Below are 4,224 nucleotides of genomic sequence, written 5' to 3' on the forward strand. Positions count from 1 at the left end.
TCCTTGTGTTTGATTGTTAAAAATCACAATAGAGATTCTTTCATCGCCTGCCTATTCTTTTTTTAATTCTTCTGTGCACTTCAAACTTGAAAAGACTGTTTAAAAAAACTTAAGAAAATAAAATTAACTTTCCCATTTTGAAACCATCCTTAGTTAAAATTAAATTACATCTTTATGATTTACAAATAATCTTATAAAAGATTATGCTCGCCCTTTTTTTGATACGTCAATCTAAGGATATCTCCTATGAAAAAGATGATATTTTTTCTATTTCTTATTGTTTCTACTTTTTTTTTCATTAAACGTCAAAATCTAGAGCGACAAACTCAAAAACTTCATTTACATATGAAAGCAGAGCCAAAAACAATGGATCCTCGTAAAGGAGGAGATTGGTATTCCTCGCAAATGCATTCTCTATTTTTTGAAGGACTTGTAAAACTCTATCCAGACCAATGCTTTAAACTAGCTCAAGCCGAATCGTACGAAGTATCAGAGGATTATCTCATCTATACTTTTCACTTAAGAGATACGGTTTGGTCTAATAACACTCCCGTTACGGCCTATGATTTTGAGCAGTCTTGGAAAGATATTTTAAATCCTAATTTTCCCTCCATGAATGCCCAATTATTTTATCCGATAAAAAACGCAGATTTAGCAAAAAAAGGACTTATTTCTCTTGATGAAGTAGGAATTAAAGCAGTAGATACAAAAACCCTTGTGATTACTTTAGAAAAGCCTACCCCTTATTTGATTAATTTGCTTTCTTTTTGTGTTTTTTCGCCTGTCAATATCAAAAATGATAGAGAAAATCCTAATTGGGCTCACTCTGCAGGCCCTAACTTTATATGCAATGGTCCTTTTGTATTAGAAAAATGGGAATATGGGGATGAAATTATTGCTACCTCTAATCCTCATTATAGAAAAACAGAAGATGTGCATTCAGAAAAAATTATCTTCCACATCGTTGAAAATGAAGCAACCACTTTACAAATGTTTGAAAAGGGTTTAGTGGACATCATTGGAGATTCTCTAACCTCTATTCCTTTAGAAGCCATTCCCGATCTAGAGAAAAAATGGAAAATTTCTAGAGAATCAACTCCTACTACTATGATCATTGCTTTCAATACTGATAAAGCTCCTTTTCACCATTCTAAAATCCGTAGAGCTTTTAGCTTAAGCCTTAATCGTCAAGAACTAGTAGATAATATCGTCTATCAAGCAAGTTCCATTGCAACAAATATGATTCCTCCTTTTTTAAAACAAAATCGCAACCGTTCTTTTTTTAAAGACAATGATGTAAGCCAAGCTAAGATCTTACTAGAAGAAGCAATGGAAGAACTAGGCATTACTAAAGATGCCTTTGATGGGGTTACCTTATATTATCAATCTCTCTCTTCTACAACAAGCAAAGTCATGCAAACCATCCAACAGCAGTGGTTAGATGCTTTAGGCATCTTTATTAAAATAGAATCTTTGGACTATAGAATTGTTGTGGATAGGCTAACAAGTGGAGATTATTTCATGTGTTATACTCTTTGGAGCGCGATGTATCACGATCCCATGAGTATTCTTGAGAGATTCAAATATAGAACCTATGCGAAAAATTTTACAAATTGGGAAAATGCAGAATACATTCAACTACTCGATCGTTCTTTTTATGAGCAAGGCAAAACACGCTTTCGCACTCTAGAACAAGCAGAGGAGCTTTTCTTAAAAGAAATGCCTCTCATCCCTCTATATCATATGGACTTTGTTTACATTGTAAATCCACGCTTGAATATACCGTTGTGGGGAGATCGATTATTACTGCCGATACCTTCTAAAGATAAAAAAAGTAGAAAGAAATGAATATGCTTATGTATCCAGATTCTGATTCTATGAAAAAACCTTGCAATTTGAGTGATTATATAAAAATTGTAATCGCTGCTGACGAAAAAGATATAGAAAACCTTGATCTCTTTTCAAAATTTATTAGTAAATCTTTGGAAAAGGTTTTACCCGATGAATTTATGAAAGATTTTCTAACAAATCCCTCTCAAGAAAAAATGCGTTCTATGGTTTTAGAACTTAGGAAAAAACAACCTCTTATCTCATGGGATGATCCTTATAAAGCTCCTTGCTCCATTAAAATGAGTCTAATCTGTGCTTCTGAATTTACCACAGGTATAGGAAGATATTTTTGCGATATTTTAAGTCAATGGTTAATCCCTGGAAAGCTTTTAAACATCTCTTGCTCTTGTGGAGCAAATATTGCTTTTCATTGCTCTCCTAAGCAATCCTTTTATTTTCATCAAATTTACATAGATATATTAGACAGCAATGATCTGATGCTTTTAAAAAGCAATATATCTAGCCTTCAAAAAGAGATTTATCTGAATATTTTAGCAGTGAGATATGCTCGTCGAGTGATTTCAATTAAAAACCTATCCGCTGAACAAAAACGTTTTATGATTAAAGAGAATATCGCCTCTTCTTTGAATCGCTCTACTAAAGAGCTCGATAGCAGTATGTTTAATTTGATGCATAGTTTGTTTTTGCAACTTAACGCTGAAAAAAAGATTTCTCGTATACAACCTAAATTTAATCCTTCTTTAAGACAGAAAGCAAAAATTTTTGATCGAGATATCTTTGAAGAGATTAGATATTATTCTTTTTTATTTGGCAGCCGATTTACCGCGGCAAGAGAAATCCGGCATCTCATTCGTTTAGTTTCCTTTCAGTATTTATTTAGGAAAAATTTACTCTATCAACTTGCTAAAAACCCTGAAAAAAGACACTTAATTTTAAAAATTTTCCGCGCTTATCTCTTCTCTAACTCTACTCAAGAGCATAAGCCTGTACTAGGTATTATTGGTGGTATTAATGTATTAAAAGAAAGCGAGCTATTTGAAGAGCGTCACATATTAGAAGCTATTCGCCATTGTTTACCTAATGTTTCCAAAGTAGAAAATTCTTTTGTTCTTGATCGTAGAACCCATGATCCTATTCGTCTTTTCTATCTAGAAATTGAGAAAAGAGACAACACTCCATTTAGGATGGATGAAATTAAAGAGTTACGTAAAAGTTTAAATCGAGAATTAAAAGAAAATATAGAAAGTATAATTCATCCTGTTTTAATGCCTCGTAATGAAGAAGAAATCATACGAAGCATTGTATTGCTCAGCCGCCAACTAAAATATATTAATGATCTACCTCAGGTCACTATCTCTTTTAATACCCAAACAAAACATCAGCTCATATTTACCGTTATTTTGCTAAGAGTTCTTAATGATTCTTCCCCAGATATTATCCAGTTATTCAGCAAAGCGAACACCTCCCTTAAAATTGAGCGGTTAGAGGTTAAATCTGCGGGATTAGTTAGAAAGAAATATCAAAAGGAAGCAAATATCTTCTATGTAGCTCTTAGTAAAACTCCATTCCTGCGTAGGTTTTCTATTGATCTGTTTAAAGCCCGTCAATTTCTTTCTTCTGAACTCAATCGTATTTTCAAAGGGGGCATTCGCGACTTCAATGGAGGTATTCTTTCTAAACAACAAGAGGTTTTCCACGAGCTTTGTAGCTCTTTTAAAGAGCTCTCTTCCCATGAAAATTTTTTACTAGAAAATTTCTTCTATTCACTTACTCCTCCTTTAAGCCAAACCTTAATTATGCCTTCTATACTAAAGATGCTTTTTAACATGATGCTTAAAGCAATTAACGCAGACTATACCCACACCCCTATTTTTTATAAAACTCAAACTAAAGATGAATTCTTTTTAATTATGGTTGCTTCCCCCTTTACAGTTATTAAAGAAAAAATAGGGCACCTCGTCAATAAACTCTGCATTCCTCCTTCCGATCTATGTCATACTCAAGTAAGCATCTACGATACTCATTGCATCGGTTATATTTACCGCAGAAATGATCAAACCTCTTATCAAAAGCTCTGTTCTAATTTTGATGAATTTCTACAACAAGATCTTAGCTGGTTACTTTCCCAAGAAAAATTAAATCTAAACTAAAGATTTTTTAGTTTAAGCTAAATTTGACTTGCATGGAAATAGGGCCCTTTCAACCTCGAAGTGCACAAAAAAGAACATATAAATACTTGAAAAAACATCTATTGTGCACCCGAGCATAGCATGTTTGTAGATAATAGATTTCTTGCATAACCCCTTATTTTAAAGCTTTCATTTATAGATTCCTAATCTTAACAAAAGCATTTCCAGCTATATCGCTCAAACA

Annotated in this window: 2 protein-coding genes; both read left to right on the top strand. The window is 33.0% G+C overall.

Going from position 1 to position 4,224, the window contains the following annotated elements; all coding sequences use genetic code 11:
• The first annotated feature begins 246 nt into the window (after positions 1-246).
• Positions 247-1,848, top strand: a complete 1,602-nt coding sequence (locus RHOW815_RS07090; protein ID WP_215217620.1) for a peptide ABC transporter substrate-binding protein — start codon at positions 247-249, stop codon at positions 1,846-1,848.
• Positions 1,849-1,856: 8 nt separating this feature from the next.
• On the top strand, positions 1,857-4,001 hold the full coding sequence (locus tag RHOW815_RS07095) for a hypothetical protein (protein WP_215217621.1): 2,145 nt from the start codon (positions 1,857-1,859) through the stop codon (positions 3,999-4,001).
• The last annotated feature ends 223 nt before the right edge of the window (positions 4,002-4,224 follow it).

This window comes from Candidatus Rhabdochlamydia sp. W815 (genome assembly GCF_018642185.1).
Lineage (GTDB): Bacteria > Chlamydiota > Chlamydiia > Chlamydiales > Rhabdochlamydiaceae > Rhabdochlamydia > Rhabdochlamydia oedothoracis.